Source organism: Devosia sp. MC1541 (assembly GCF_012847305.1).
Classification (GTDB): Bacteria; Pseudomonadota; Alphaproteobacteria; order Rhizobiales; family Devosiaceae; genus Devosia.
On sequence record NZ_JABBDZ010000002.1, the window covers coordinates 83,792 to 110,244 of the forward strand.

Consider the following 26,453-nt stretch of genomic DNA (forward strand, 5'->3'; position numbering starts at 1 on the left):
AAGGGCCCCACAAATATGCGGAGCCCCTTCATCTCGTCACGTCTTAGCGCCAGCCCAGCGCCGGAGCCACGTGCTTGAGAATGTTCTCGATCACGTGAGCATTATAGTCGACGCCCAGTTGGTTCGGCACCGTGATGAGCAGGGTGTCGGCTTCGGCAATCGCCTCATCCTGCCGCAGCTCTTCAATAATGCGCTCCGGCGCGCCGGTATAACCGCGCCCAAACACAGCGCGTTTTTCTGGCTCAATATAGCCGAACTGATCTTCCTCACGCTGACCTGCGCCAAAGTAGGCCCGGTCCTCGTCAGAGGTGATCGCAAAGATCGAACGGCTCACCGAAACACGCGGCTCCCGCTCATGTCCCGCTTCTTTCCAAGCAGCCCGATAAGCCCGAATTTGTTCGGCTTGCTGGACATGGAAGGGCTTGCCGCTCTCATCAAATTTGAGCGTCGAAGACTGCAAATTCATCCCGAGCTGCGCAGCCCAAATCGCCGTCGCATCGCTCGCTGCACCCCACCAAATCCGGTCACGAAGACCTTCAGAATGTGGCTCGAGACGCAGGAGGCCCGGCGGATTTGGGAACATCGGCCGTGGGTTAGGCTGCGCGAACCCGCGCCCCTTCAACACCTCCCAGAATACCTCTGCGTTTTGGCGCGCCATGTCCTGATCTGTTTTGCCCTCTTCCGGGTTGTAGCCGAAGTAGCGATAGCCATCGATCACCTGCTCCGGCGAGCCGCGGCTAATACCAAGCTGCAAACGGCCGCCCGAAATGAGATCTGCCGCGCCAGCGTCCTCCGCCATATAGAGCGGGTTCTCATAGCGCATATCGATAACGGCCGTGCCGATTTCGATCTTTTTGGTTTTCGCGCCAATAGCCGCCAAAAGAGGGAAAGGCGAAGCCAGTTGGCGGGCAAAATGGTGCACGCGGAAATACGCGCCATCAGCGCCAAGTTCTTCTGCGGCAACAGCTAAATCAATCGACTGCAGCAAAACATCCGAAGCGCTCCGCGCTTGGGAATTGGGTGCAGCACTCCAATGTCCAAAGGACAAAAAGCCAATCTTTTTCATGGCAAACCTTTCAGCGCTATGACGCAACATTGACAGCCAATCTAGGCGCTGTCGGCCCCCGAGATAACCCCCGCGCAGGGAACAGTGATGTTCGATTTCCTGAACAATTTCGGCTCGCCCAAAACAAAAAAGCGGCCCCCGAAGGAGCCGCTTTTATCGTCAAACTTATCCCCGGCCTTACACGTCCAGGTTAGAAACGTTCAGTGCGTTTTCCTGAATAAATTCACGGCGAGGTTCAACCAGGTCACCCATCAACTGAGTGAAAATCTGATCGGCCTCACCGGCCGTTTCATTGAGCTGAACGCGCAGCAGAGTACGAGCATTTGGATCGAGCGTCGTTTCCCATAGCTGCTCGGCGTTCATCTCGCCGAGACCTTTATAACGCTGCAGCGACAGGCCCTTACGGCCAAAGTCCGTGACAGCCTTAAACAGCGAACCGGGACCATAGACGGGAATGGTATCGCCCTTACGAGTCAGTGTCGGAACGCCGCCGTAGAGATCATCGAGACGCTCGGCCATCTGGCGCAGCTTGCGCGCATCGGCGGACTGAAGCAGCGCCCGGTCAATCGCATGGTTCTCGGTCACGCCGCGAACAGTGCGCGAGAAGACAAGGGCGTCCTCGTCATTGACCGCACCCGTCCAACCGCGCTCAAGCTCGTCCGAAATGCGATCCAGACGGTTTGATACGCGGGTCAGCGTCTCCTGCATCTTTGCAGGTTCTGTCAGCCCTTCCATATCCAAACCGCCAACAATTGCGGCCTGCTCAACCAGACTACGGTTGTAGCGCAGGTTGAGATTGTTGATGGCGTGGGTGATGTCACGGGCCTGCTGCAGAATGGAAAGCAGGTCAGCGCCAGCATGGCTTGAGCCGTTGCGGGTGTTAAAGACAGCGTCTTCAATACCATTTTCAAGCAGGTAATCTTCAAGCGCGCGTTCGTTCTTGAGGTAAAGCTCGGAACGGCCACGGGTTGCCTTATAGAGCGGCGGCTGCGCGATATAGATATGACCACGTTCCAGCAGAGCTGGGGTCTGGCGGTAGAAGAAGGTCAACAACAGGGTGCGAATATGCGCGCCGTCGACGTCCGCGTCGGTCATGATGATGATCTTGTGATAGCGCAGCTTATCAGGATCAAACTCTTCGCGACCAATACCGGTGCCCAGCGCCGTGATCAGCGTGCCGACCTGATCAGACGAGATCATACGGTCAAAGCGTGCGCGTTCGACGTTGAGGATTTTACCACGCAGGGGAAGCACAGCCTGATTGGAGCGATCACGCCCCTGCTTGGCGGAACCACCCGCGGAGTCACCTTCCACGATGAAGATTTCAGACTTTGTCGGGTCGCGCTCCTGGCAGTCTGCAAGCTTGCCGGGGAGCGAGGAAATTTCGAGCGCGCCCTTACGACGGGTCAACTCGCGTGCCTTGCGCGCCGCTTCACGCGCCGACGCCGCTTCCACCACCTTCATGACGATGGCTTTGGCTTCCGCCGGGTGCTCTTCAAACCATTGGCCGAGCTTCTCGTTGACGATGTTTTCAACGACCGGGCGAACTTCGGAAGAAACCAGCTTGTCCTTGGTCTGGGACGAGAACTTGGGATCTGGCACTTTCACCGAAAGAACGCAGGTCAAGCCTTCACGGGTGTCATCACCAGTGAGATTGACCTTTTCCTTCTTGGTGATGCCAGAGCTTTCGGCATAGCCCGTCACCTGACGGGTCAGCGCACCGCGCAGACCTGCAAGGTGGGTGCCGCCATCGCGCTGGGGGATGTTATTGGTGAAACACAGCACGTTTTCGTGGTAGCTGTCGTTCCACTGCAGCGCCACTTCCACTGTGATCCCGTCTTTTTCCGAGATCATGTAGATGGGCTTGTCGATGCCGGGCGTCTTACCCTTATCGAGATAGGACACGAAGGCCTCAAGACCACCTTCGTAGAAAAGCTCGGTGGTGATCGGCTCGGACGGACGATTGTCCGCCAAATTGATGCGAACGCCAGAATTCAAGAACGCGAGCTCGCGCAGGCGATGCTCCAGCGTCTTGAAATCAAACTCCACCATGGTGAAGGTGTCGGTGCTTGGCAAGAAGGTGACTTCAGTGCCCGAGCGACCTTCATATTCGCCCACGACCGCCAACGGCTCGTTCGCGTCGCCATGGGTGAAGCTCATCTCGTGGATCTGACCATCGCGACGAATGCGCAGCTTCAGGAACACTGACAGCGCGTTCACCACCGACACGCCCACGCCGTGCAAGCCACCGGAAACCTTGTAGGAGTTCTGGTCGAACTTACCGCCAGCGTGCAGCTGGGTCATGATCACTTCGGCAGCCGAAACGCCTTCTTCCTTGTGGATGCCCACAGGAATACCACGACCATTGTCGGTCACGGTGCAAGAACCGTCTGCGTTCAGCGTTACCGTCACAAGGTCGGCGTGCCCGGCCAGAGCTTCGTCGATGGCGTTATCAACCACCTCATAGACCATGTGGTGCAGGCCTGAACCGTCGTCCGTGTCCCCGATGTACATGCCGGGGCGTTTACGCACCGCGTCGAGGCCTTTCAGCACGCGAATGCTGTCGGCACCATACTCATTCGGGGTCGGGTTTTCGCTATCGCTCATGAGGTCCGAATCGCTCGATTTCAGATATCTTTAGTACTAGCCCAAAGGGGCGCAAACCCCAAGGAAATTGGCACTTTGACGGTGTTTGACCGGGGATTGAGCCCGTTATTGCCGCACCCTCTCGCAGCTTAGTGCGAATGAAGGCTCAAGCGCCCATCACGCACGGTAATTCTTTGTGCCCGATCTTCGAGCGCCTCGAAGAGAATAGGGTCTGTACCCGTCAAAAAACACTGCGTTTCGAGCCCATCAAGGGCTGCAAAAAGGGCCCGGCGGCGATCTGGGTCGAGATGAGCGGCAATTTCGTCAAGAAGCAGGAAAGGGACAATCCCGGTGCGCAGTCGCACCAAACGGGCGTGAGCCAAAATAAGCCCGATCAGGAGCGCCTTTTGCTCTCCAGTAGACCCTAAGGCGGCAGGCATCGCCTTTTGGCTGTGGACGACTTCGAGATCCACCCTATGCGGTCCTGATGTGGTGCGTCCTGCAGCACGATCTAGACCCCGCAAATCATGCCAGCGTTGCGCCAGAAGACTTTCAAGGTCAGCAGACGTCTCAGGCACAGCCACATCGTCAAACAAGGGCGTCAGCGACAACTGGGCTGCGGGGAAACTACCCTCTTCAACACTTTCGACGATCAGGGCCTGAAGATGCTGTAGGCTGTCAGTTCGGTTGAGATAGACCGATGCGCCGAACTGAGCCATCTGCGCCTCGACCGCCGAAAGCCAACGCGCGTCCCCGCCCTCTTCAAGCAGCTTATTGCGCTGCCGCATGGCTTTTTCAAAGTCAGTTACTGCGGAGGAGTGTGAAGGGATGAGTGTCGTGACCAGGCGATCGAGAAACCGCCGCCGTTCGCCTGCGGGCCCCGAGAAAAGCCCATCCATGGCCGGGGTGAGCCAGAGCACGCGCATATAGTCACTCATGGCCTCAATGGAGCGCGCATTGGCCCCATTGATCCGCACGCGACGACCGCCGTCGGCCAAGGCGCCGGTGCCAATATCTGTGGGACCCAGCTCGGTCTCAATCGTCGCGGCGACGGCCCACGGTAGATCTGAGCCGTAACCCTGGAGCGTGTCAAAGCTGGCCCCGCGCAATCCGCGACCGGGCGATAAAACAGACACCGCTTCCAACAGATTGGTTTTACCCGAACCGTTTGCGCCTGTGAGCACAACATGGCGCTCATCAATGTCGAGCGCGGCGCTCGCATAATTCCGGAAGGCGGTAAGGCGAATACGAGAAAGATGGCGGATCAAATTCTAGCCCCTTTCCCACTAGGCCTTTGAATCGGAAGACCTCCCCCGACGGGAGAGGTCCTGTTAGTCAAGAGATGGCTCTAACGCAGAAGCCTCTTAGACGCGCATCGGCATGAGGACATAAAGCGCATTGGCTTCGCCCTCTTCCTTCACCAGCGTTGGCGAGTTCGCATCGTTAAACAGGAACTCGGCGCTTTCAGAGCGGATCTGGGTGATGATGTCGAGAAGGTAACGGGCATTGAAGCCGATCTCAAAACCTTCGACGTCGAACTCAACCGCCACTTCTTCGCTTGCCGTCCCGTGATCCGGATTGGTCACAGTGAGTTCGAGAAGGCCATTAGAGGCCTGAAGCTTTACAGCCTTACCGCCGCGATCCGAAGCGATGGTCGACACACGGTCAACTGCAGTCGCAAAGCCCGCCTTATCAACGATCATCAGCTTGTCGTTGTTTTTTGGCGTGACGCGATCGTAGTCCGGGAAGGTGCCTTCGATGAGCTTGGAGAGCAGCACCACAGGACCGACCGTGAAGCGGATCTTGGTGTCCGACACTTCAACGTGGATGTCACCATCAACACCATCGAGAAGTTTTTGAACTTCGCCAACGGTCTTCTTCGGGACGATAATGCCGCTCATGCCTTCGGCGCCATTTGGCGCTGGGATTTCAGCACGGGCCATGCGGTGACCGTCCGTAGCAACAGCGCGGAAGAGGCTGCCGGTCGCCGAGTTTTCAATGGCATGGAAGTAGATGCCGTTGAGATAATAACGGGTTTCTTCGTTTGAGATCGCAAACTGTGTGCGTTCGATCAATTCACGCAGCGAGGACGCTGCGATGTCGAATTCATGCGCGAATGTGCCCGACTTGAGATCGGGGAAGCTGTCAGGCGAAAGGCACGCCAAGTTAAAGCGCGAACGACCAGAGGTCAGGACCATATTGTCCCCACCGTCGGTTTCGAGCTTCACTTCTGAACCATCGGCGAGCTTGCGCACGATTTCATATAGGGTGTGAGCCGGAACGGTGGTCGACCCTGGGGTCGAGACCATGGCAGGCACGCTTTCGGTGACCTCGATATCAAGGTCGGTCGCCCGCAACTCGATGTGATCTTCACTGGCCTTGAACAGCACGTTGGCCAGAATTGGGTAGGTATTACGGCGCTCGACCACCCGATGCACATGGCTCAGCGACTTGAGCAGGTGATTGCGTTCGAGGGTAACTTTCATATCCGGCTAATCCTGGCGGTACGCTGCTGCAAACACCGGCCGATGGCCGGGTCTGGGACGTTTACAGTTTCGCCGCAAATTGGCAAGACCACTCCTCTGCAAGCTGTGGATCAGGGCTTCATTTTCTCGCCATCCACAACCCGCACTTACGAAAAAAGGCGACCCTAAGGCCGCCTTTTGATTGCGTGTCAGACGAGGAGGCTTATTCCTCAAGCATGCGCTTCAAGAGCTCGATTTCCTGACCCAATTCCACATCGTCCTTGATCATCTGCTCGACCTTACGAACCGAGTGAAGAACGGTGGTGTGATCACGACCGCCAAAGCGACGGCCAATTTCTGGCAGCGAACGCTGGGTGAGCGCCTTGGCCAAGAACATGGCGATCTGGCGCGGACGCACAACGTCACGCGAACGACGGGCTGACAAAAGCTCGTTACGTGGCACCTTGTAGTGGCGCGAGACGATCTTGAGAATGTCTTCGATACGGACGCGCTTGGCATCGCGAGCACGAATGAGATCGGCGAGGGTCTTTTCGGCCAGCGGTACGGTGATCAACTCACCGGTCAGCTGATTTGCAGCCACGAGACGGTTCACGGCGCCATCGAGGTCACGACCATGGCTATTCACAGCGCGTGCGATGTAGTCGATGACCGCCGTTGGGAACTGCATGCCAAAGCGCGAATTGACCTGATCAGCACGACGCTGAACGATGGCGCGGCGCAGCTCGACATCAAAATTCTGGATTGGAACGACCAAGCCGCCCGACAGACGCGACTTAACGCGATCATCAAGCATTTCGAGATCGCGCGGCGGGCTGTCGGCCGCCACAACAACCTGCTTGGCGCCGGTGAGCAGAGTGCCCAACGTGTGACCGAACTCGGTCGCCGACTTGCCCTGCAGGAACTGCATGTCATCGATCAGCAACAGATCAACACGGCGCAACCATTCCTTAAAGCCGAGCGCGGACTGGCGCTGAACGGCAGTAATGAAGTGGTACATGAAGTGGTCTGCGGTCAGATAGACGATGTTCTTGGACGGATCGGCTTCTGAAACAGCATGCGCAATTGCATTGAGAAGGTGCGATTTACCCAGACCGACCGAGGAATGAATAAAGACCGGATTGAAGGTTACGGTATTGTTGATCGCAGCGTTGGCAATCTGCTTGGCCACACCGAAGGCCATGTCATTGGCTTCGCCTGAGACAAACGTCTCGAAGGTCATGCGCGGATCGATCGCGCTCCCCGAAAGGGCGTCACCATTCTTTGCTGTGCTCTGCGGCACAAGACGCGGCTGGGCAGCAGCGGATGCCGAAGGCGATGCGGCAGCGCTTGAGCTGTGGGCGATTTCCAGCACTGGCGCTTCTGGAGCAGGCGCTTCAACGACCGGCATGATGCGCTTGACCTGACCGTTGACGCGCATGGTCACCTGGATGCGGGCAACATCAGGCAGATCATTGCGGAAAGCCTCAACGATACGATCGGAATAATTGGACTGAACCCACGAGCACAAGAAACGCGTTGGCGCGCTCAAGTGGACCAGATCTTCGACGATTTCTTCAAGTTCGAGACGCGCAAACCAGGAGGTAAAGACGTCTTCACCGACAGATGCCTTCAGACGGGCACGCACACGAACCCAAAGTTCGCGCTGATTTTCGGAAGAGTCTTGGGTGCCCGACATAACAGAATCGCCGCCTTTGTTCAAAATAGTAGAGGAGGGGTCGCTAGCTAAAGCCAAGTCATCCCTGCCCGCGGTCGCCTGTCGCATCATTGGTCGTGACCCCATGGTTGTTCTGCCGGATCCGCAAAGCCCGGCAGTAGTGTTCAAATTCGCATCGCGCCAGCTTTCCGCCAGAAGCAACGCTTCGCCGTTGCGCCCGAATTCGGGCACAAATAAAATCCCCGGCCGACAGAAGTCGCCGTTATCCTATTGACCTTTTATTGATCCGGCCTACCCGGCCGAAGGTCTACGCTCTGCCAACCTCGAATGACCCGACGGCGTTACGCTACGCTGCCGCCAAAACAATCTAACTCTGGCATTCCTTCTGACGAGGCCGTCAAAAGTACCACCCCAAACCCTCACCCAAACTGGGCTTATCTTTGGGTCGGCTCCTGTACTCAGGCTCCGTTTTCTCCCGCTGACCAAGGTACATTAGAGTGACGGTTTTCATGCCGCAACACGTGAATCGTTGAAATAGGGGCTTGACTCCGAACCTCATTTTTTCACGTCACCCGCCTCTCAAAAGCCCCTCTCAGCAAGGGCTTGTGACTCAAAGCAGATTCCAAACCTTAGCTGAACGATAAAGGTGAAAAATTTATTCGGCCTAGCTCTGAAAGTCGCTTTGCCGCAGCATACTCGGCGCAACCGCTAACCGCATCAACCCGCTGCCCTAAAGGAATAAAACAGCCTGTGCCCGATCCGTTCCGGATCGTGCAGTCGTGTCCGTAGATCGACACATTACAGATTGATGACAGAAAAGCGTTCCCGGGACTCACCAACAAAAAGGGCTCCCTAAGGAGCCCAATTTTCTGACGTCCCGCGTCTGCCGAGTGGCGCCGCGGAGCCCCGCGTCTTAGACTGCGAGAGCCTTAACGCGGCTGTTCAGGCGGGAAACCTTACGAGCTGCCAAGTTGGCATGAACGATGCCCTTGGTCGCAGCGCGATTGATTTCTGGTTCCGCAACCTTGAGAGCGGCAAATGCTACTGCGTGATCACCAGCGGTGATTGCTTCTTCAACCTTACGGATGAAGGTACGTACGCGGCTGCGACGCGACTTGTTGATCGCGGTGCGAGCAGCAATCTTGCGGGTCGCCTTCTTGGCTGACGGCGTATTGGCCATGTCGGTCCTCTTGATCGTCCAGCCGGCAAACTCAGCGCGAATTGCTCGCGTCCGGCCCACCGGGAAAAATGAATGCGGCAGCAAGATGCCGCCAAGTTCGGGGTGCTATAGGGGATTGGCAGTGGAGCGTCAACTGGATTCAAACCCTGAGAGCTGCTCTGCCGCATACCAAATGCGCTAATGGCTCTTCTGGCACGAAGGGCAGAAAAAAGTCGAGCGCCCTGATTGCACAATGCGTTGAACTTGACCCGCACAATTGGCGCTCCGGCAGCGCTCCCCTTCGCGATCGTAGACGGCAAAATTATGCTGGAAATAGCCAGTTCCACCTTCAGCATTGCGGAAATCCTGCAAGGTCGAGCCCCCGGAATGGATCGCTTCCGTCAACACCTGACGGACAGCAATAGTGAGATCCTCTAGTGCTTTTTTGGGCTTTCCTTTCGGTGTCACCAAAGATCTCGCCTCAACAGTTGGCAAGATATGAGCGCGGTAAAGGGCTTCCGCCACATAGATATTACCCAGGCCCGCCACGACTCGTTGATCGAGCAGCGCAGCTTTGACCGGAGCTTTTTTACCGAAAAAGCCTCTGACCAATGCTTCAGCATTGAAATCATTGCCTAAAGGCTCGGGACCGATTCCCAAAAGATAGGCATTGTCGGCGCCGGTCTCAAAGAGATCGAGAAAGCCAAAACGCCTCGGGTCTGCATAAATGAGGTGGCTCGATCCATGCTCTGGATGAGATATCTCTGCGACAAAGTGATCATGCTTGGGCTCTGTGCCCGGTTCGTAATAGCGCGGAGGCTTATCGATTCCATGTTCGGCAAAGCGCCATGACCCGGTCATGCCCAAATGGCTGAGCAAGGTGTGGCCGTTTGAAAGCGCAATAAGAAGGTATTTTGCGCGCCGCCCAACGTTGAGCACAGTCGCCCCTTCGAGCTGTTCTTTCAGACTGACCGGGAAGGGAAAGCGCAGGTTCGGGCGGTTGAGCGTGACAGCCTCAAAGCGCGCGCCCGTCAGCCAAGGCTCCAAGCCTCTGCGAACAGTCTCTACCTCTGGCAATTCCGGCATCGTCTCTAAACTCCTTCACCCTCTTGCCGAACAGGCATGGGCATTTTGTTGGGCTTTATATATGGTGCGCGCAAAACCGACTATCGAGGCCAAGCCATGACAGAGCCACGCGAAACCACACATTTTGGCGAGCAGACAGTCCCGCTGGAAGAAAAGCAGGGCCTCGTCAACAAGGTGTTCCATGACGTAGCGGACCGCTACGATCTGATGAATGATCTGATGAGTGTCGGCGTCCACCGCCTCTGGAAAAGCGCTCTGGTCGCCGAACTGGCGCCGCCCAAGTCTGGCTCGCGTCCCTATCGTGTGCTCGATATGGCGGGCGGCACAGGCGACATTGGCGAGCGCATCATCAATTCATCGCTCGGCCACGCTTCTGTCGTCGTCTCTGACATTAATTCGGACATGCTGCGCGTCGGCGCCGAGCGTGCCAAAACGTGGCGCTATCCTGATCAGGTGAGCTTTGTTGAGGCCAATGCCGAAGAACTGCCCTTCGAGAACGATAGCTTTGACGCCTATACAATCGCTTTTGGCATTCGCAATGTGCCGCGTATCCAGCGGGCACTCGACGAAGCCCATCGCGTTTTGAAGCGTGGCGGACGCCTCTTGGTGCTCGAATTTAGCCAAGTGGATGTCCCTGGCTTTGACGCGGTCTACAAATTCTATTCCGACACGGTCATTCCGCCGATGGGCAAGCTCGTCACGGGCGACGCACAGCCCTACCAGTATTTCATCGAATCGATTCGGAAGTTCCCGAACCCGCCCGCTTTTGAAGCGATGATGACCCAGGCCGCGTTCAAACGCGTCAAGCACACCTCTATGACAGGCAATATCGCCACCCTCTTCTCCGGGTGGAAACTCTAAGCATGGCTTTGACGTCGTATTTCCGTCTGCTCAACGCTGGCTGGGTTCTGGCGCGCGAAGGCGCCCTATCGGTGCTCCCAAGCGAATCGTTGCCGCCAATGATGAGGCTGGGGATTCGCATGGGGCGCATCGTCGAGCGCCCCTCTGTGCGCAAAACGGGGAGCGTCGAGCGTCTCAACGCGGCACTCCACAAGCTGGGCCCCAGCTTTGTGAAGTTTGGTCAGACTCTAGCAACGCGTCCTGACATTGTCGGCGCACAGGCGGCGGCCGAACTTTCCGGATTGCAGGACCGCATGCCCGCTTTTGACGAAAAGCTGGTGCCCGGAATTTTGTCTGAGGCGCTGGGCCCCAAAGCCAACCAACTGACCGAAATGAGCGGCCCCATTGCTGCTGCCTCGATTGCGCAGGTGCATAGGGCAAAGCTCGTCGAACACGGTGAGCTGCCGAAAACTGTCGCCGTCAAAATGCTCCGCCCCGGCGTCTCTGAGCGTTTTCATGCCGACACTGACGCACTCTACGCCGGTGCGCGCCTTGCTGAGACTTTCTCCTCCAAGAGCAGACGTCTACGCCCGACAGAAGTGGTCAAAACACTCGACCATTCTATGCGCCTTGAGCTGGACCTGCGCCTTGAGGCTGCGGCCATCTCGGAAATGGCCGAGAACATTAAAGACGACGCCGGCTTCCAAATCCCGGACGTACAATGGGACCATGTCGCGCAGAATGTGCTGACCACCACTTGGGTGGACGGCATTCCCATTCGCGATCACGCGGCGATAGACGCCGCTGGCATCGACCGCAAAAAACTCGCCTCCAACGTGCTGCAGTCATTCTTGCGCCACGCTATTCGTGACGGCTTCTTCCATGCCGACATGCATCCTGGCAATCTCTTTGCCGACCCGAAGAGCGGCGATGTCATCGCTGTCGACTTCGGCATTATGGGACGCCTGTCGATGCGCGAGCGTCGCTTCCTGGCCGATATTCTTTATGGCTTCATCACCCGCGACTATCGTCTCGTAGCGCAGCGCCATTTCGACATTGGCTATGTTCCACCGAGCCAATCGGTGGATGATTTCACTCTTGCCATTCGCTCCATCGGCGAGCCGCTGCACGGGCGCACTGCCGAGAACATTTCCATGGCGCGTGTCCTCGGCCAGCTTTTCACCATCACCGACCTCTTCCAAATGCAGACGCGTCCGGAGCTGGTGCTGCTGCAAAAGTCGATGGTGCTGGTCGAAGGGGTCGCTCGTACACTTGATCCAGAGCTCGATATCTGGACCGTGGCAGAGCCTGTGGTTGGCGATTGGTTGCGCCGTGAACAAGGCCCGATCGGGCGCTTAGAAGATCTCTATGGTCACTTCACCCGCGCTTATGAAGCGGCGGGGCGTGTGCCCAATTTGATCGCGCAAGCTGAAGCGACGCTGGAAGAGCACCGCGCGTTCCTCAATCGCCCGCACAACCGTCTCTCGCAAGCGTTGTCGCTCGGGCTACAAATGGGTGGGTTCATTCTTATTCTTGTGCTGATTGGCCACTTCATAAACTAACACATCGGCTTGGCGGCGCATCGTCTTGCGCAAAATGCACGCCCACAATAATTTGCCCGCTAATTTCAATATGGGGGGATACCCATGACTTCGAACATTGTTGGCAAATTCGCCGCGGTCCTACTGCTTGGCGCTGGCTTGGCTGGCTGCATGGACGCCGACGTAGAAGTTTCGTTCATGGATAGCGAAACCGCCCATGTGATGACCACGACGACTATGGGTGCGGACTTCTACGGCATGATCAAGGCCGCCGAGGCCGAAGCGCCAGCCGACGGCGACGACGCCATGGGCGAATTCAGCGAGTCCTTCTGTGCGGAAGGCGATTTGACGGAAAACGCCGATGGCAGCGCTGTTTGCGTTGAAATGATGCACGGCACGCTCGACGAGCTAAACGCGCAGAACGAAGAAGAAGGTGGCATTCACTTCGCCGCTCAGGACGACGGCACCGTCCGCGTGTCTATGCCGATGTCCGCACTCAACGCGCAGCTGGGTGCCGAGGAAGAAATGGATGCGGACACCAAGGCGATGATGGTTGCTATGTTCGAAGGCCATGCCATCACCTTCACCATTATTGGCGAAGAGATCCTCGACACCAATATGACCGTGTCTGACGACAAGACCTCGGTTTCCCTCGAACTCGAATTCGCCAAGCTCCTCGCGGGCGACACCGAATTCCCTAAAGAATATTACGCACTGGTACGCACTCCGTGACACAAGACCTGACCGTTCGCTTTAAACTCCTGCCCCATGGCGAGGGCCTTGCCCTCCCGGCCTATCAGTCTGCTTTAGCGGCTGGGGCGGACATGCGAGCTGCGGTTGGTGAAACTGAGCCTGTCGAGCTTTTGCCCGGCAGGCGCGCCATCATTCCTTGCGGTTTTGCCATGGCCATTCCCGCAGGCTATGAAGCGCAAGTCCGCCCGCGTTCGGGTCTCGCGGCCAAGCATGGTCTCACAGTCCTCAATTCTCCAGGCACGATCGACGCTGATTATCGCGGCGAGGTTATGGTGATCTTGCTCAATACCAACGATGTGCCCTTCACCATCACGCGCGGCGAACGCATTGCACAGATGGTGATTGCCCCTGTGGTGCAGCCTCGCTTTGAGGTCGTGACCGATCTCGACGAGACCGTGCGTGGCGCAGGTGGCTTTGGATCAACCGGCACGGCTTAAATGACGCCCCACACCCCGCCCCATCTTTCTGCTGACGAGACCAAGCGCTATGCGCGTCATCTTGTGCTCAAAGATTTTGGTGGTGCGGGGCAGCAAGCGCTCAAGGGCGCAAGCATAGCGATTATTGGCGCGGGCGGCCTTGGCAGCCCCGCCATTGCCTATCTCGCGGCCGCAGGTATTGGCCGCTTGGGCATTTTCGACGCCGACAGTGTTTCGCTGAGCAATTTGCAGCGGCAGATTGTGCACAACACGGCTCGTATTGGAATCAATAAGGCGGAAAGCGCTGGCCGCTTTGCCCTGTCACTCAATGAGCATGTCGCACTCGAGCTTTTTGCCGAAATGCTCACGGCTGAAACCGCGCAGCGCTTCCTCACGCCCTATGACATCGTGCTTGATGGCACGGACAACCTCGCCACACGCCGCGCCGTGGCAGACGCCTGCGAAATATTGCAAAAGCCGCTCGTCTCTGGTGCCGTCTCGAGTTTTTCAGGTCAACTCACCGTCTTTGCACCTCATCTGGGCGGCCCCAGGCACAGCGATTTCTTTGCCGATGAAGCAAATGACGACACCCTCCCCTCCTGCGAGGCCAATGGCATTTTGGGTCCGGTGACCGGCGTCATCGGCACGCTGATGGCCATGGAGGCCATTAAGCTCGTCAGCGGTGTTGGCACGTCGCTGATCGGTCGGCTGATGCTCTATGACGCCAAGGACGCGCGGTTTACCGAGATTGCCCTTTAAGAGGCAATCATGGGCTCTAGCGCCGCGCGCAAGAGGGCCAGATCCTGAGGCCGCGATAAGCGATGGTCGCCATCGGGGATCAAAGAGAACGTCACCGGGTCATGCAGAATATGGGTCAGTAGTTTTTCGACATGCTGCCGCGGCACGTCTGTGTCTAAACCGCCTTGCAGAATATGCACCGGACACCCCGTCTCAATCACATTGCCCAAGAGCAAATGATTACGCCCATCTTCGAGCAGTTCTCGCGTATAGCGATAGCTGCCGTCTCCATAGGCGCTGACATGGTCATAATAGCCTTGAGTGAGAATCAACGCGCGCTCTTCTGGGTTAAGCCGCGCCGGGATCAACACTTCCGTGGCATCGACCGCAGGAGCGATCAAGACGAGGCCTTTTAGAGGTTTTCCTTCGACGAGGTGTTTACGCGCGAGCAGCAGCGCCAACCAACCGCCCATGGACGAGCCGACAACAATCTGCGGTCCCGTCGTCGTCGAAAACGCCGCCTCGGCCTCTTCCAGCCAGCGACTGATGGTTCCCGCGTTAAAGTCTCCGGGCGAGTCGCCAATGCCAGCGTGGTCAAACCGCGTGACCGAAAGACCCTTTTCTGCCCCAAACGCATCCAAGGCTGTTGCCTTGTCGCCGGTCATAACGGATCGAAAACCATTAATCCAAAATAGCCCGGGGCCGTGTCCGTCACGCTGCAATGAGGCGATTTCTCGGGCTTCAGAGCCGTTACCAAGGGTAATAATGCGTTTGTTTAAGGAACTCATGCGTGACTTGGTCGATTTTGTGATAGAGCAGCAATGGATTTCATGCCATTGAGCGCATAAATCAACTGCTTCGGCTGTTGACTTATGACGCAGCTAGCACGATTTTAGGGCCGATTTCAGCCCTTCCTAATAATAGCACAAGGAACGCTTGCCATTCGCCGTCCAATGAGACCCGTTGCGCCCCAGAAAGATGGGCCGCTTGCAAACGAGGACATCACTAGCCCCGACGTTCAGCTCATTGATGCGGAAGGCCAGAATCGTGGCATCGTCCGCACCCGCGAAGCGCTCGCCGAAGCGCAGGAAGCTGGCCTTGACCTAGTTCTGATCGCCGCTAATTCGCAGCCGCCGGTCGCCAAGATGCTTGATCTTGGCCGCTACAAGTACGCCGCCCAAAAGAAGGCAGCGGAAGCGCGCAAGAAGCAGAAGGTTATTGAAGTCAAAGAAGTTCAGATGCGTCCGAACATCGATGACCACGACTACAACACCAAGATGAAGGCTGTGCAGCGCTTCCTCGAAGACGGCGACCGCGTGAAAGTCACGATGCGTTTCCGTGGTCGTGAAATGGCACACCAAGATCTGGGCATGGCCTTGCTCATCAAGGTCAAAGAACAGACTGAAGCTGTTGCTAAGGTTGAATCTCAGCCACGCGCCGAAGGCCGTCAGATGGTCATGGTGTTGGCACCAAAATAAGTCGCACCGACTTATACGAGTTTTGAAAAGCGGGTCCTCGGGCCCGCTTTTTTATTGGCTGCGCCATTACGCGGCGAAGGAGCAGACCTGCACCATGCCGCAAATGTGATCCTTAAAAATAAAAAGCCCCGCTCGCGCGGGGATCAATAAGGCATCTGAGGCCCAACTGTTAAGCGCCCAGAATGTCTTCGACATCTGCCTTGGTTGGGATGGCAGGCTGGGCACCAGCCTTGAGGCAGGCAAGCGAGCCGGCAATTGCTGCCCGCGCCATCGCGTCCTTGAGCGAAAAACCTGCGTCGAGTGCTGCCGCAAGATAGCCACAGAAGGTATCACCGGCGCCAACGGTATCGACAGGGGTCACCTTATGAGCTGCAACCGAAATGACGCCTTCTGGCCCATTCGCACGCGCACCGTCAGGCCCCAGGGTGACAACAATGGTCTTGCCAGTCTTGTCAGCCCATTCGGCCATTGCGGCATCCAACTCTTCAATCGGACGACCCGAGAGCAGAGAAAACTCAGTTTCATTGGCCACAACGATATCGGCAAGCGGGGCGAGCTCCACTGTGTCTTCGAGGAATGGCGCGGTGTTGAGCACGCTGCGCACACCTTTTTCGCGGGCAATTTCAAGCGCACGCCGGGTCGCTGCCTGAGGCACTTCTTGCTGCACGAGAAGAGTGTCGTTGGCCGAGAGCCTAGCCAGCCCTGTGTCGGCATCCGCTGCGCTGACTGTGCCGTTGGCACCGGGCAGAACAGCGATGACGTTCTCGCCATCCGCGTCGACAAAGATCATAGCAATGCCGGTCGCCGCTTGCGCCTTACGCAGCTGCGACAGGTCAACGCCGCCCTTTTCCAATAACTCAAGCGCCATGCCTGCAAAGGCGTCGTCGCCGACTGCCGAGACATGCAGAACATCCGCACCAGCGCGACGAGCGGCCAAAGCCTGGTTCGCGCCTTTTCCCCCTGGGGCCATGGAGAAGGTGCCACCGGCCACAGTTTCACCGGGCTTGGGCAGACGGGTCACAGTGCCGACTTGGTCGAGATTGGTAGAACCAAAAACAGTAATCACGTGAGCAGCTTTTCTATTGTGTTCCAGTTGCGCATGGTGCTGAGCCTAGTGTCTCCCAAGGCCCGGTAGAGCGGCTTGAGAACCGCTTCAACATTCTCTGTATAGCGCCCATTGGGCTGGCGATAAGCCGCAATGATGATCTCACGCTCGGTAATGCGCAAGATTTCGGTATCGCGCGGCCTGCTTTCGACGCTCACCTCAGACGGCAGCGGCGCGTCGAAGAAAACAACATGCCGGGTAAGGTCTGCATTGGGGTCAAGCGATGCGAACGGCTCGCTCGCGCGCAAGGCCTCAAGCTCGTGACCGGTGCGAACAACAACGAGAACCGGAAACTCGAAAGCAGCAGCCAGCGCTGCCTCTGCTCTCGCTTTCACTTCATCCTCGCTCCCGTCGTATCGAGCGCAGAAATTGCCGCTCGCCAATATGGTTCGCACCTCTTCAAATCCGGCCTTCTCAAGCGCCGCCTTCAGCTCCACCATTTTCATCTGGCGCTTGCCGACATTGACGCCCTGCAGCAATCCCACCCAGACACTCATGTCTCAGCCCATCGCGCTTTTTGCGGATAGATCGTTTCGCCGCGCGCCAGCATCTCGACAAATTGCGCTATCCGCTTCTGGCGCGTCACGGCCGTCTTAGCCCCATTTGTGCGATAGATCAGAGCGAAGCGGTTTTGGGCGGTGAGAATATCATATTGTCGTTGTGACGATGGATTGGCGGCAATTGCAGCAAGGAGGTCGTCGGGAGCCTCTTGTGTCGTAGCATAAGCCGCGTCCCAGCGACCGTCCGCTTTGGCGGTCTCCACGTGAGCGAGTCCATATGGTGTCATCAGCCCCGCCGCACTTAACCGAGCGACATTGTCTCGATTGACCTGGCTCCACACGGATTTTTTTCGGCGCGGACAATAACGCTGCGCGAAGGAGACGTCGTCCCAGCTCTTCTTAATCGCATCAATCCATCCCCAGCAGAGAACCGCGTCTATCGCCTCTACTGGACTAATTGTGGCGCGACCTGAGGATTTTTTGAAAATCCGTATCCATATTTCTGCGTCATGATCGTGGTGGTTCGCCAGCCAGTCGTAGAACTCCTGAAAGCTCACAAACTCTCGCAGTGCCTCTTGAGCAACAACGACCGGCGCCATCGTTAGGCTTCGCTTGTCACTGGATCGACTACCGGTCTTGGTGGTGCAAACCGCGCCAGAATGGGGTCAATGAGATCGGGCTCGGGCAGAACTAAACCAAAATCGGCAGTCAGGACCTGCTTGATATCCTGCCAGGCGGTGAGTTCGGTTTTTACTGGCGCCTCGCCCACAACCTGCTCGGCATAGCTTGTATTGTGCAGTTTCAGGCGTTTCCCAGGCGGAGCGAGGGCGACACGCAGCTCTGTTGTAAATGGGCTGCCGTCCCCAAGCGCGATCTCATGGTTGATCGCCGCGATGGTCTCCTCGTTCACCGTTTCGGTGGTGAAGACATAAACCGGCTTATAGTCATCATTGATTTTAACAAGCAGCGTCCACTGTCCATCCGATTGGATCAGCTTGAACACTTCATGAGGGGTCTGCTGGTCGACATCGGCTCGTAACCGCAAAGGCGCAGACAACGACAACCCACCAAAGCCCACATCGGCAATGTAACTTTGGCCAGAAATTTCAACCAGCAGCAGCATATGGGTCGGAGGCCGATCCCTTCCAGTTTCATCCGTCCAGACCACGCGCGCCAGCAACGGCCGGACCGTGTAGTCGAGATCGGTTAAAACACGCTGCAAAAGCGTATTGTGCTCGAAGCAATACCCACCGCGCCGATCAATCAGCAGCTTTTTCTCGAGGCTTAGCTGGTCTAGCGCGACAGGCACACCGAGCAATGGACTGAGGTTCTCAAAGGGAATGACCGCTGGATGGAGCGCATGAAGCGCCTCAAGTGTCGCCAGAGTGGGGGCGATCGATCCAGCAAATCCGATTCGGTCGAAATAGGCTTTGAGATTGACCTTGTCAGCCATAAGCCATCCTTGCCGCTGTTTATATCGCGTCTCTTTTACCACCCTCTTGGCAAAAGTCACAGTTGCTCAGAAGGGCAAAAAAGAACCCCTTGGCAACGCCACGGGGTTGTAATGGTTCATCACAGCATTGCTCTGTGCTGCTCGTTAGATCGCTTTGCGGACGCGGATGACGACATCAACGTGCGCCACTTCCATGCCTTCAGGCGCCGCAGGTAGCGACTTGAAGATCACCGAATCAGCGGGGATATCGATCATCCGTTGCTCGTCTTCCACGTAAAAATGGTGGTGATCTGAGGTGTCGGTATCGAAATAGGAGCGGGAGGCATCAATCGCGACTTCACGCAGCAAGCCTGCTTCATGAAACTGATGCAGCGTGTTGTAGATTGTCGCGAGCGATACATCGACGCTGGCAGTGGCCGCCTCGTCATGCAGTTGCTCGGCGCTAACGTGCCGGTGTGGGCCATTAAACAGGAGTTCAGCCAGCGCTACACGCTGTCGCGTAGGGCGCAATCCTGCCATTCGCAGAACTGCTGTCAAACATGGTCTGTGCGATTGAGGCCGAGCGGCTAGGCTGCTATCGTGCATGTGGCGAGAACTAGTCGTCTTCTTGCATCCGGAAATCCTGCCTTCTTTATAGTGCCGGACGGCTGCGGAGACAAGCTCTGGCCCGTATAAGGTTACTGAGTAAGCCTACCGGCTGGCTTGACCCTCCGGGGGAGCCCCTATACGAGACAAGGCTTGAATTTTAGTGGGGACGTGCTGATGGCCGACCGGCAACACGCATTTAATTATGAAGAATTGCTGGCCCATGGCCGCGGTGAACTGCCCGGTCAGGGCGATGCGCGCCTACCTGCGCCGCCAATGCTGATGTTTAATCGCATCACCGAAATTTCCGAGGATGGCGGCGCCTATGGCAAGGGCATGGTGCGCGCTGAGCTCGATGTGAATCCAGACCTCTGGTTCTTCAAGTGCCACTTCATTGGTGATCCGGTTATGCCGGGCTGCCTTGGCCTTGACGCAATTTGGCAGATGACTGGCTTCTTCCTGAGTTGGCTCGGTCAGCCAGGTAAAGGCCGTGCTCTTGGCGGCGAGATCAAGTTCACCGGTCAGGTGACCGATGACGTCAAGCTGGTAGAGTATGGTATCGATCTGAAGCGGGTTCTGAAGTCCAAGCTCACCCTCGGCATTGCTGACGGTTGGGTGAAGGCCGATGGCAAGCTCATTTATGAAGCTAAGGATTTGCGCGTTGGCCTGTTCACCGACTCGCAACTGCTTGAACAAAAACGCTAAGCCCATTTCTGGATTAGCACCGGGAAAAGGATTCGCCCGCCCCATGGCGAACTTTGTATACGACCTGATGAGGACCAAATGAGACGTGTTGTTGTAACCGGAATGGGAGTCATCTCCCCGATCGGCAACAGCCTCGATGAGGTCACTGAAAGCCTGCGCACAGCAAAGTCAGGCATTGTTTTTGCCGAGGATTATGCCGAACTGGGCTTCCGTAGCCAGGTAAAGGGCGATCCACGCATTGATCCGTTCGAAATTCTGGATCGCCGCGTCACCCGCTTTATGGGCAAGGGTGCTGCGTGGAATTATATGGCCATGCAGCAGGCAATTGCTGACGCTGGCCTGTCTGAAAGCGACGTGTCGAACCCGATGACCGGTATTGTCATGGGTTCGGGCGGCGCATCGACGCGCACAATCGTTGACGCGGCAGACATCACCCGCAAAAACACTAGTCCCAAGCGAATTGGGCCTCTGGCGGTGCCAAAGGCAATGGGCTCGACTGCGTCGGCAACCATGGCGACGGCCTTTGCCATCAAGGGCATCAACTATACGATCACCGCAGCCTGCGCGACGTCCAAGCACTGCATTGGCAACGCCGCTGAGCAGATCATGCTTGGCAAGCAGAACATCATGTTCGCTGGTGGACACGAAGATCTCGACTGGTCGCTGTCGAACCTCTTCGACGCCATGGGCGCGATGAGCTCGAAGTATAACGAGACCCCATCGGTCGCCTCGCGTTGCTATGACGCGAACCGCGATGGCTTTGTTATCGCTGGTGGCGCAGGCGTTCTCGTGCTCGAAGAGTACGAACACGCCAAGGCTCGCGGTGCCAAGATTTGGGCCGAGTTGGTGGGTTACGGCGCGACCTCTGATGGTCTGGACATGGTTGCCCCATCGGGTGAAGGCGCGGAACGCTGCATGCGTTTGGCTCTCGCCAATGTCAAAGCACCGATTGATTACATCAACCCACACGCCACCTCGACGCCAGTGGGCGATCTCAAGGAAATTGAAGCGCTGCGCAATGTTTTCGGCAACGAAGACAGCTGCCCGCCAATCTCTGCCACGAAGTCGCTTACCGGCCACAGCCAAGGCGCGACAGGCGTGCATGAATCGATCTATTCGATCCTGATGATGAAGCACCGCTTCATTGCCGAAAGCGCCAATATCGTTGACCTCGACCCAGCTATGGCCGACATGCCAATTCTGCGTCAGCGTCGCGACAATGTCGATCTGGGCTATGTGCTATCGAACTCGTTCGGCTTCGGCGGCACAAATGCCGCTCTGGTCTTTAAGCACCCAGACGCTTAAGCGATCCAATATCTACGAAATACAAAACCCGGGCCAAAACCCGGGTTTACTTTTTTGGCCTTTGCCTTGCCGCTCGCCACTAGCGCCTGGTCACCAGCTTGGACTTCTGCTGACCCAAATCGTCAAAATTGCCCGGGTCCAACCAGCGCTCAAACTCAGCGCGGATCACTGGCCATTCGCTATCAATAATTGAGAACCAAGCCGTATCCCGGCTCTCGCCTTTAACGATCATGTCATTACGGAACAGGCCTTCATACAGCAAGCCAAAGCGCTGAGCGGCCGCCTTAGAAGGTTCATTGCGATTGTTACATTTCCACTCAAAACGCCGATAACCGAGGTCATCAAAGGCGTGCTGAGCGAAGAGAAAAAGCGCTTCGGTCGAAAGCCGTGAGCGGGCCATGGGAAGTCCCCAGTAGATCCCACCGATTTCCACCGAACCATGCTCAGGGCGTGTGCGCATCCAGCCTTGACGACCAACTGCCTTGCCCGTGCTTTTGTCGATAACCGCATAATAGATGTCATCACCCGCATTGGCGTGTTTGATCCATTGCGCGACCGCATCTTCCGTTTCGGGTGGATTGCTGGGCAACCATTGATAGCGCGCCGAAGCATCTGGCGTGTACGAGACCGCAAAAAGCTCCGAAGCGTGGCGCTGTTCGACCGGTTCTAGGCGAATGTAACGCCCCTCAAGCACAACGCGCTCAATAGGCTTGGCCGGTGTTGGGCTCATCGCTCACTCTCTAAAATGCTTTCCAATCCGACGCGAAAGTTTGGATAAAGCAATTCAATTTGCAGGGCCTGCTTGATGGCGCTGTTGGCGACGCGTTTGCTGTCTGCGTAAAAACTGCGCGCCATGGGCGACATGTTCGCCAGTTCAAACGGAACCTCTTGCGGTGCTGGGACATCCAGCATGGACGCAGCGTGGGTGATGACATCCTGTGGTGGCGCCGGTTCGTCATCGGCAAGATTGAAAACGCCACCCAGCCCGCGCTCTGCGGCCAAGGCGGTCACGCGGCCAATGTCGGCGACATGGATGCGATTGAACACTTGGCCCGGCTTGATGACGCGTTTGGCGGTGCCGTCGCGCAGCTTGTCAAAAGCCGAACGGCCGGGGCCGTAAATCCCGGCAAGGCGCAGGATGAAAAGCGGAACATTTTTTTCAGCGGCTAAGGACTGCCATTCAGCCTCCGCCGCAACTCGCCATTGCGACCGGAGGTTTTCGGGATCTAGCGGGGCTGTTTCGTCGACCCAAGCGCCATTGCGATCGCCATAAACCCCGACGGTAGAGAAATAGCCCAGCCATTTGACATCGGGCGCGTTCAAAATGTCGTCGCGATGGTGGCGCAGTACTGGGTCGCCATCAGCATCCGGGCCGATGGAGCCAACGACGTGGGTGGCAGAATTGGCGAGAAACTCACTCAGAGCTTGGCTGGGACTGGTCCCATCAAAAAAAACCGACTGGGGCGAGCCCGGCGACCGCGAGGTGCCCAAGAGCACGGCGCTTGGGTCGATAGCTTTGAGTGCCTCGGCACTGGCTTTTGAGGAATAGCCAAAACCAAAAAACAAAAACTGCATCACACCTGCCCTTCCCACTCCCGCTCCACTTCAGCGTCCTCGTCCGGCATGCGCCGACTGGCCTTGAGCTCTTCGGCTTCCTCCCAAGCGAGCTTTCGGAGTGCCCAGATGGCAGCACCGCGAATGAGCGGGGAGGGATCGTTCAGGCGCTGGCGTATAGCTGGCAAATAGGCGGTGTTTTGCGAATTGCCGATACCGATGAGAACGTTGCGCAAGAAACGGGCATGACCGATACGTTTGATCGGCGAGCCGGAAAACATCTCCCTGAAACCCTCGTCATCGAGTTGGACGAGGTCGGCCAGAGCCGGCCGTTCCAGTTCGGGTCGACCAATCAGCTTGGCTTCGTGGGCGATCTTGGCAAATTTGTTCCATGGGCAGACAGCAAGGCAATCGTCGCAGCCATAGATGCGGTTGCCCATGGGCGTACGCAGCTCGCGCGGAATTTGTCCCTTATGCTCGACCGAATAATAGGCCAGGCATTTGCGCGCATCCAACTGGAAGGGTGTCGGAAAGGCGTTGGTTGGGCAGGTATCGAGGCAGCGTGTGCAGGAGCCGCAACTTTCCTTGTGGGGCTTATCAGCTGGCAGTTCGGCCGTGGTGAGAATGGCGCCCAAGAACGACCATGAGCCCATATCGCGACTGACGAGCACGGTATGTTTACCCTGCCAACCTAGGCCTGCCGCTTCGGCCAGCGGCTTTTCCATTAGCGGAGCGGTGTCGACAAAGACTTTTACGTCCGCCCCCGACCGACGGGCCAAAATGCCAGCAAGCTCTTTCAGCTTGCCCTTGATGATTTCGTGATAATCGCGATTTCGTGCATAGGCCGACAGAATGCCGATGTCTTTTTCTGCCAGCAAATCCATCGGATTGGTCGCCGGGCCATAGTTCATGCCCACGAGAATGACCGAGCGCGCCTCTGGCCAAAGCTGATTAGGATGACCACGGCGATCCTCAGTTTCGGCCATCCACTCCATTTCGGCGTGATAGCCCTGCTCTATCGCATGGCGCAGTTTTTCTGGGAGATCAGGCCGCGCATCGGCGGGCGCAATGCCAAAAGCATCGAACCCTAGGGATGAGGCACGATGCTTGAGCTCTTTAACGAGGACATTCAGGTCACTCAAAAATCCAGATCCGAATAGCCGCGCGATGGCGGCATGGCGACGACACGATCATTGAGAAGGGTGCGGAACGCCGGACGCGACTTAATCCGCGAATACCAATCCTTGGTCTCAGCGGACTTGGACCAATCAACGTCACCCATATAGTCCAACGTCGATAGATGCGCTGCCAGCGCAAAATCCGCGAGTGTCATGTCGGGACCTGCGAGCCAATTACGGCTGGCTAAAAGCCAGTTGAAATAGAGCATGTGCTCATTCAGGTTCGCCTTAGCGGCCCGCAGCACCGAAGGGTCAGGCGTTGCGCCGCGTATGTCGCGCTTGGAGATTTTTTCCTCGAAGAGATAGCGCGTCACTTCTTCATTGAGTTTGACCAGTGTCCACTCAACCAAGCGCCACATCTCTGCGCGCGCAAGAGGGTCGGGCGGTACCAATCCGCCAACAGTGTCCGGCGTATAAAAATCCTCCACCGCATGCATCACTGCCCAAATGCCGACGATGGGGGTTTCCCCTTCAAGCAAAATGGGGAGCGTCGCGGCCGGATTAACCGCCAGTAGCTCTGCTTCACGCAACCAAGGGCGCATTTCCTCAAGGTCCAGAGGCACACCGTATTCCGCGCACATCAGCCGGATCAGGCGGGATGAGGGATCAAGAGGGTAGTGCACGAGGCTGGGCATAAGGACGCTCTACTGTTGGGGGCCAACCTGCCTGCCGCTCTGCCTTGGCGCGTTTCGCGAACAAGGCTAAGAGGTTTGGCATACTGAAGCCTTCTTGGACGAGTTAGGGGATGAAATGAACGGGGATCAAGGTCTTTTTGTGCCGCTGGCACTGGGAATTCTCGAAGGCCTGACCGAATTCCTTCCCGTCAGCTCGACCGGGCACCTGCTTTTGGCCGGACACTTCTTCGGCTGGAGCCAGCCAGCGACCTTCATCGTGCTCATTCAGCTCGGTGCAATTCTCGCTGTCGTCACCATTTATTTCGCCAAACTCGCATTGCTCATCGCAGACGCTTTGAAGGGCAAAGCCTACGCTTGGCACTTTGCTGTAGCTGTGATTTTAGCCAGCATTCCCGCGGCTTTGGCGGGTGTTTTGCTACGCGATTTCATCCAGACCGTTATCTACGAAACGCCGATAGTGATATGCGTCTCCTTGCTCGTCGGTGGCATCATTTTGCTTATCGTTGACCGCATGCCAAAGCGCGAAGAGCATGACGTAATTTATGCCTTCCCTTGGAAACTCGCCTTCATCATGGGCCTGTTTCAGATGGTTGCACTTATCCCCGGTGTTTCGCGTTCTGGGGCAACTGTCGTGGGCGGAATGCTGTTTGGCGCGACCAAACGCGCTGCCGCAGAGTTCACCTTCTTTATCGCGCTGCCGATCATGGTTGGGGCTTTTGGCTACGACCTTTACAAAAGCCGCGACATGCTGGACGCGAGCCTTGGCATCAATATCGCTATTGGCTTTGCCGCCGCGTTTGTCGTGGGTGCGATTGTGGTTCGGTATCTCTTGGACTTTGTTTCCAAGCACGGATTTGCGCCATTTGCCTGGTGGCGTATTGCGATTGGCACAATAGGCCTCATCGCTATTCTCGGCTTTGGCCTCTGAAAACAAAAATCCCCGCTGCAGCGGGGATTTCATTTCTGAAGTAGGCCTAGTTCTTGGCCGGGTCCCGTCCCTTGAAGGTCGACGGGAAGGTGAAGAAGTGGCCTGGGATTTCTACGCCCTGCTGCACATCGTACAGCGAGAAGGTTAGCTGGCTGCCATTGGGTTCCACCAGTGTCCACTGTGCCAAATCTTTGGTTTGTGTGTCGAAGACGAGCGAGACCTGCACCGTCCCGGCGATGGTCTGATCTTGCAGGGTCACACTGAGGTACCCATCAGTAGTGGTGAGATCGACAACATTGCCCGACAGGATGTTGATGTCTGTGCCCAAAAACTGGCGCAGCGGGATCGAATCCTGCGGATAGGCGTAATACGTCTCTTCCCGACGATCGACGACGTAAAAGCCACTGCCGCGCGAGACAATTTCCTCACGCGAGGGCGGAGCATAGCGGAACGCAATCTTGTTGGGGCGCTCAAGGAAGAAGGTCCCCTCGCTACGGCCACCATTGGTATCGATCTGCAAGAACCGTCCGACCATGGTGCGGATGGCGCCGTTGTGCGCATTGATCTCACTGACCAATTGCTGCTCTTCTGGCGTCAACGTGCGCTGTGCATAAGCGGGAAACGCTGACACTAGGGCGGCAGCAAAACCGAGCATCAAAGCATGGCGTCGAATCATTGGCAGCTTGTCCTCTCGAGGCGTTT

General features: G+C 56.9%; 27 protein-coding genes. 9 read left to right on the forward strand and 18 right to left on the reverse strand.

Annotated features, from left to right (window positions below; translation table 11 throughout):
• Nucleotides 1-43 precede the first annotated feature (43 nt).
• The 7 genes from HKD40_RS03160 to mutM form a co-directional block, all read right to left on the reverse strand.
• Entirely contained in the window at nucleotides 44-1,066 is a 1,023-nt protein-coding gene (locus HKD40_RS03160; protein ID WP_169194275.1) for an LLM class flavin-dependent oxidoreductase, read from the reverse strand.
• A gap of 177 nt (nucleotides 1,067-1,243) precedes the next feature.
• Nucleotides 1,244-3,673 (reverse strand): DNA topoisomerase (ATP-hydrolyzing) subunit B, encoded by a 2,430-nt coding sequence (gyrB, locus tag HKD40_RS03165; protein WP_169194276.1) that lies wholly within the window; start codon nucleotides 3,671-3,673, stop codon nucleotides 1,244-1,246.
• A 128-nt stretch (nucleotides 3,674-3,801) separates the two neighbouring features.
• Entirely contained in the window at nucleotides 3,802-4,920 is a 1,119-nt protein-coding gene (gene recF / locus HKD40_RS03170) for a DNA replication/repair protein RecF (RefSeq protein ID WP_169194277.1), read from the reverse strand.
• Between the two features lie 96 nt (nucleotides 4,921-5,016).
• Nucleotides 5,017-6,138 (reverse strand): DNA polymerase III subunit beta, encoded by a 1,122-nt coding sequence (gene dnaN / locus HKD40_RS03175; protein WP_169194278.1) that lies wholly within the window; start codon nucleotides 6,136-6,138, stop codon nucleotides 5,017-5,019.
• A gap of 202 nt (nucleotides 6,139-6,340) precedes the next feature.
• Nucleotides 6,341-7,813, reverse strand: coding sequence for a chromosomal replication initiator protein DnaA (gene dnaA, locus HKD40_RS03180; protein ID WP_169194279.1), 1,473 nt, complete (start codon nucleotides 7,811-7,813; stop codon nucleotides 6,341-6,343).
• An 892-nt stretch (nucleotides 7,814-8,705) separates the two neighbouring features.
• The gene (rpsT, locus tag HKD40_RS03185) at nucleotides 8,706-8,972 is read right to left on the reverse strand and encodes a 30S ribosomal protein S20 (protein WP_169194280.1); all 267 of its coding nucleotides are present in this window, start codon (nucleotides 8,970-8,972) and stop codon (nucleotides 8,706-8,708) included.
• A gap of 177 nt (nucleotides 8,973-9,149) precedes the next feature.
• A complete protein-coding gene (gene mutM, locus HKD40_RS03190; protein WP_169194281.1) occupies nucleotides 9,150-10,037 on the reverse strand; it encodes a bifunctional DNA-formamidopyrimidine glycosylase/DNA-(apurinic or apyrimidinic site) lyase in 888 nt (295 codons plus the stop codon).
• Nucleotides 10,038-10,133: 96 nt separating this feature from the next.
• Here mutM and ubiE point away from each other — a divergent pair, with 96 nt between their 5' ends.
• The 5 genes from ubiE (at nucleotide 10,134) to HKD40_RS03215 (ending at nucleotide 14,346) form a co-directional block, all read left to right on the forward strand.
• The gene (gene ubiE, locus HKD40_RS03195; RefSeq protein ID WP_169194282.1) at nucleotides 10,134-10,898 is read left to right on the forward strand and encodes a bifunctional demethylmenaquinone methyltransferase/2-methoxy-6-polyprenyl-1,4-benzoquinol methylase UbiE; all 765 of its coding nucleotides are present in this window, start codon (nucleotides 10,134-10,136) and stop codon (nucleotides 10,896-10,898) included.
• Between the two features lie 2 nt (nucleotides 10,899-10,900).
• Nucleotides 10,901-12,439: a 2-polyprenylphenol 6-hydroxylase gene (ubiB, locus tag HKD40_RS03200; RefSeq protein WP_169194283.1), complete on the forward strand. Its 1,539-nt coding sequence runs from the start codon at nucleotides 10,901-10,903 to the stop codon at nucleotides 12,437-12,439.
• An 84-nt stretch (nucleotides 12,440-12,523) separates the two neighbouring features.
• Nucleotides 12,524-13,150: a hypothetical protein gene (locus tag HKD40_RS03205; protein WP_169194284.1), complete on the forward strand. Its 627-nt coding sequence runs from the start codon at nucleotides 12,524-12,526 to the stop codon at nucleotides 13,148-13,150.
• A complete protein-coding gene (gene dut, locus HKD40_RS03210) occupies nucleotides 13,147-13,608 on the forward strand; it encodes a dUTP diphosphatase (RefSeq protein WP_169194285.1) in 462 nt (153 codons plus the stop codon). Before HKD40_RS03205 ends, dut begins: the two co-directional genes overlap by 4 nt.
• On the forward strand, nucleotides 13,609-14,346 hold the full coding sequence (locus HKD40_RS03215; RefSeq protein WP_169194286.1) for a HesA/MoeB/ThiF family protein: 738 nt from the start codon (nucleotides 13,609-13,611) through the stop codon (nucleotides 14,344-14,346).
• Here the strand turns inward: HKD40_RS03215 and HKD40_RS03220 are convergent.
• Complete coding sequence (locus tag HKD40_RS03220) at nucleotides 14,343-15,113, reverse strand: alpha/beta hydrolase (protein ID WP_169194287.1); 771 nt, start codon at nucleotides 15,111-15,113, stop codon at nucleotides 14,343-14,345. The two genes, HKD40_RS03215 and HKD40_RS03220, sit on opposite strands and share 4 nt — an antisense overlap.
• Nucleotides 15,114-15,266: 153 nt before the next feature.
• Here HKD40_RS03220 and infC point away from each other — a divergent pair, with 153 nt between their 5' ends.
• Nucleotides 15,267-15,803: a translation initiation factor IF-3 gene (gene infC, locus HKD40_RS03225; protein WP_182396073.1), complete on the forward strand. Its 537-nt coding sequence runs from the start codon at nucleotides 15,267-15,269 to the stop codon at nucleotides 15,801-15,803.
• A 169-nt stretch (nucleotides 15,804-15,972) separates the two neighbouring features.
• Here the strand turns inward: infC and HKD40_RS03230 are convergent, their stop codons facing one another.
• The 5 genes from HKD40_RS03230 to irrA form a co-directional block, all read right to left on the reverse strand.
• Entirely contained in the window at nucleotides 15,973-16,869 is an 897-nt protein-coding gene (locus HKD40_RS03230) for a ribokinase (RefSeq protein ID WP_169194289.1), read from the reverse strand.
• Nucleotides 16,866-17,405: a DUF1697 domain-containing protein gene (locus HKD40_RS03235; protein WP_169194290.1), complete on the reverse strand. Its 540-nt coding sequence runs from the start codon at nucleotides 17,403-17,405 to the stop codon at nucleotides 16,866-16,868. Before HKD40_RS03235 ends, HKD40_RS03230 begins: the two co-directional genes overlap by 4 nt.
• Nucleotides 17,402-18,007: a YdeI/OmpD-associated family protein gene (locus HKD40_RS03240; RefSeq protein WP_169194291.1), complete on the reverse strand. Its 606-nt coding sequence runs from the start codon at nucleotides 18,005-18,007 to the stop codon at nucleotides 17,402-17,404. The genes HKD40_RS03235 and HKD40_RS03240 overlap by 4 nt, the downstream gene beginning before the upstream one ends.
• Before the next feature lie 2 nt (nucleotides 18,008-18,009).
• Nucleotides 18,010-18,921 (reverse strand): arylamine N-acetyltransferase, encoded by a 912-nt coding sequence (locus HKD40_RS03245; RefSeq protein WP_169194292.1) that lies wholly within the window; start codon nucleotides 18,919-18,921, stop codon nucleotides 18,010-18,012.
• Between the two features lie 84 nt (nucleotides 18,922-19,005).
• Complete coding sequence (gene irrA / locus HKD40_RS03250; RefSeq protein ID WP_169194293.1) at nucleotides 19,006-19,446, reverse strand: iron response transcriptional regulator IrrA; 441 nt, start codon at nucleotides 19,444-19,446, stop codon at nucleotides 19,006-19,008.
• Between the two features lie 177 nt (nucleotides 19,447-19,623).
• On the opposite strand from irrA, the gene fabA reads away from it, so the two are divergent.
• Both fabA and fabB read left to right on the forward strand, forming a co-directional pair.
• The gene (gene fabA / locus HKD40_RS03255) at nucleotides 19,624-20,151 is read left to right on the forward strand and encodes a 3-hydroxyacyl-[acyl-carrier-protein] dehydratase FabA (protein ID WP_169194294.1); all 528 of its coding nucleotides are present in this window, start codon (nucleotides 19,624-19,626) and stop codon (nucleotides 20,149-20,151) included.
• Between the two features lie 78 nt (nucleotides 20,152-20,229).
• Nucleotides 20,230-21,456, forward strand: coding sequence for a beta-ketoacyl-ACP synthase I (gene fabB, locus HKD40_RS03260; protein WP_169194295.1), 1,227 nt, complete (start codon nucleotides 20,230-20,232; stop codon nucleotides 21,454-21,456).
• A gap of 79 nt (nucleotides 21,457-21,535) precedes the next feature.
• Here fabB and HKD40_RS03265 read toward each other — a convergent pair whose 3' ends face one another.
• The 4 genes from HKD40_RS03265 to HKD40_RS03280 are packed head-to-tail and all read right to left on the reverse strand — an operon-like array spanning nucleotide 21,536 to nucleotide 24,823.
• A complete protein-coding gene (locus HKD40_RS03265) occupies nucleotides 21,536-22,186 on the reverse strand; it encodes a GNAT family protein (protein ID WP_169194296.1) in 651 nt (216 codons plus the stop codon).
• Nucleotides 22,183-23,031, reverse strand: a complete 849-nt coding sequence (locus HKD40_RS03270; RefSeq protein WP_169194297.1) for an SDR family oxidoreductase — start codon at nucleotides 23,029-23,031, stop codon at nucleotides 22,183-22,185. The genes HKD40_RS03265 and HKD40_RS03270 overlap by 4 nt, the downstream gene beginning before the upstream one ends.
• Nucleotides 23,031-24,152, reverse strand: coding sequence for a tRNA epoxyqueuosine(34) reductase QueG (queG, locus tag HKD40_RS03275; protein WP_169194298.1), 1,122 nt, complete (start codon nucleotides 24,150-24,152; stop codon nucleotides 23,031-23,033). Before queG ends, HKD40_RS03270 begins: the two co-directional genes overlap by 1 nt.
• Entirely contained in the window at nucleotides 24,149-24,823 is a 675-nt protein-coding gene (locus HKD40_RS03280; protein ID WP_169194299.1) for a glutathione S-transferase family protein, read from the reverse strand. The genes queG and HKD40_RS03280 overlap by 4 nt, the downstream gene beginning before the upstream one ends.
• A 115-nt stretch (nucleotides 24,824-24,938) precedes the next feature.
• Between HKD40_RS03280 and HKD40_RS03285 the strand changes: the two genes are divergently transcribed.
• A complete protein-coding gene (locus tag HKD40_RS03285) occupies nucleotides 24,939-25,751 on the forward strand; it encodes an undecaprenyl-diphosphate phosphatase (RefSeq protein WP_169194300.1) in 813 nt (270 codons plus the stop codon).
• A gap of 46 nt (nucleotides 25,752-25,797) precedes the next feature.
• Here the strand turns inward: HKD40_RS03285 and HKD40_RS03290 are convergent, their stop codons facing one another.
• Nucleotides 25,798-26,427, reverse strand: a complete 630-nt coding sequence (locus tag HKD40_RS03290) for an outer membrane lipoprotein carrier protein LolA (protein ID WP_169194301.1) — start codon at nucleotides 26,425-26,427, stop codon at nucleotides 25,798-25,800.
• Nucleotides 26,428-26,453: the final 26 nt, after the last annotated feature.

What these genes read in the sequence shown, in the direction of transcription:
- HKD40_RS03265 (WP_169194296.1), bottom strand. Translation starts at nt 22,186, where the DNA reads ATGAGCCCAACACCGGCCAAGCCTATTGAGCGCGTTGTGCTTGAGGGG.
- HKD40_RS03160 (WP_169194275.1), bottom strand. Translation starts at nt 1,066, where the DNA reads ATGAAAAAGATTGGCTTTTTGTCCTTTGGACATTGGAGTGCTGCACCC.
- HKD40_RS03280 (WP_169194299.1), bottom strand. Translation starts at nt 24,823, where the DNA reads ATGCCCAGCCTCGTGCACTACCCTCTTGATCCCTCATCCCGCCTGATC.
- HKD40_RS03240 (WP_169194291.1), bottom strand. Translation starts at nt 18,007, where the DNA reads ATGGCGCCGGTCGTTGTTGCTCAAGAGGCACTGCGAGAGTTTGTGAGC.
- rpsT (WP_169194280.1), bottom strand. Translation starts at nt 8,972, where the DNA reads ATGGCCAATACGCCGTCAGCCAAGAAGGCGACCCGCAAGATTGCTGCT.
- gyrB (WP_169194276.1), bottom strand. Translation starts at nt 3,673, where the DNA reads ATGAGCGATAGCGAAAACCCGACCCCGAATGAGTATGGTGCCGACAGC.
- HKD40_RS03270 (WP_169194297.1), bottom strand. Translation starts at nt 23,031, where the DNA reads ATGCAGTTTTTGTTTTTTGGTTTTGGCTATTCCTCAAAAGCCAGTGCC.
- HKD40_RS03205 (WP_169194284.1), top strand. Translation starts at nt 12,524, where the DNA reads ATGACTTCGAACATTGTTGGCAAATTCGCCGCGGTCCTACTGCTTGGC.
- irrA (WP_169194293.1), bottom strand. Translation starts at nt 19,446, where the DNA reads ATGCACGATAGCAGCCTAGCCGCTCGGCCTCAATCGCACAGACCATGT.
- HKD40_RS03290 (WP_169194301.1), bottom strand. Translation starts at nt 26,427, where the DNA reads ATGATTCGACGCCATGCTTTGATGCTCGGTTTTGCTGCCGCCCTAGTG.
- dnaN (WP_169194278.1), bottom strand. Translation starts at nt 6,138, where the DNA reads ATGAAAGTTACCCTCGAACGCAATCACCTGCTCAAGTCGCTGAGCCAT.
- ubiE (WP_169194282.1), top strand. Translation starts at nt 10,134, where the DNA reads ATGACAGAGCCACGCGAAACCACACATTTTGGCGAGCAGACAGTCCCG.
- fabB (WP_169194295.1), top strand. Translation starts at nt 20,230, where the DNA reads ATGAGACGTGTTGTTGTAACCGGAATGGGAGTCATCTCCCCGATCGGC.
- fabA (WP_169194294.1), top strand. Translation starts at nt 19,624, where the DNA reads ATGGCCGACCGGCAACACGCATTTAATTATGAAGAATTGCTGGCCCAT.
- HKD40_RS03235 (WP_169194290.1), bottom strand. Translation starts at nt 17,405, where the DNA reads ATGAGTGTCTGGGTGGGATTGCTGCAGGGCGTCAATGTCGGCAAGCGC.
- HKD40_RS03215 (WP_169194286.1), top strand. Translation starts at nt 13,609, where the DNA reads ATGACGCCCCACACCCCGCCCCATCTTTCTGCTGACGAGACCAAGCGC.
- HKD40_RS03285 (WP_169194300.1), top strand. Translation starts at nt 24,939, where the DNA reads ATGAACGGGGATCAAGGTCTTTTTGTGCCGCTGGCACTGGGAATTCTC.
- HKD40_RS03220 (WP_169194287.1), bottom strand. Translation starts at nt 15,113, where the DNA reads ATGAGTTCCTTAAACAAACGCATTATTACCCTTGGTAACGGCTCTGAA.
- ubiB (WP_169194283.1), top strand. Translation starts at nt 10,901, where the DNA reads ATGGCTTTGACGTCGTATTTCCGTCTGCTCAACGCTGGCTGGGTTCTG.
- dnaA (WP_169194279.1), bottom strand. Translation starts at nt 7,813, where the DNA reads ATGTCGGGCACCCAAGACTCTTCCGAAAATCAGCGCGAACTTTGGGTT.
- mutM (WP_169194281.1), bottom strand. Translation starts at nt 10,037, where the DNA reads ATGCCGGAATTGCCAGAGGTAGAGACTGTTCGCAGAGGCTTGGAGCCT.